The organism is Lactobacillus sp. C449L, assembly GCF_059900815.1.
On record NZ_JBWXGA010000181.1, the window covers coordinates 1 to 469 of the forward strand.

Genomic DNA, 469 nt, shown 5'->3' on the forward strand with positions numbered 1-469 from the left:
GTGTATGATCCTTCAGACCTGGAAGAGCTAACGATCGAGTATGAGGGGTATTCCCCATGGAAAGTTCGAAAGCTTGTGATTGGTGAAAGAGCCGGAAAGCGACCGGAAATGCCTTCGCATCTTCAAACAAAAGAGGCTGATTCGTCTAGACTATTAAAAGCAGCCGAACAAAAATACCAGGAACGCCAGATTGAACAGACACCCGCCGTTACCTTCCGTGCTGTTTGGAAGGAGGATGGGGAAAATGTTTGAGGCGTTTTATGGGATGGAAAATACCCCTTTTTCTCGGGATATTCCACCGGATAGCCTTTATGACTCTTCCATGATGCAAGAAATTCTGGGTAGACTTAAGTATGCGGCTGATAAGCAGCTGTTTGCAGTTTTAACTGGTGATTGTGGAACAGGGAAAACTACCACTATTCGGAAGTTTGTGGATCAACTTGATAATGGGAAGTTCCAAGTACTCTAT

Annotated in this window: 2 protein-coding genes; both read left to right on the forward strand. The window is 44.8% G+C overall.

Going from position 1 to position 469, the window contains the following annotated elements:
• Positions 1 to 252: hypothetical protein (locus AC2JF9_RS08920; RefSeq protein WP_500727052.1), on the forward strand; the 252-nt coding region annotated here is incomplete at its 5' end.
• Positions 245 to 469, forward strand: a 225-nt coding sequence (locus AC2JF9_RS08925) for a hypothetical protein (protein WP_500727054.1), incomplete at its 3' end; no start/stop codon positions are given. The genes AC2JF9_RS08920 and AC2JF9_RS08925, both read left to right, overlap by 8 nt.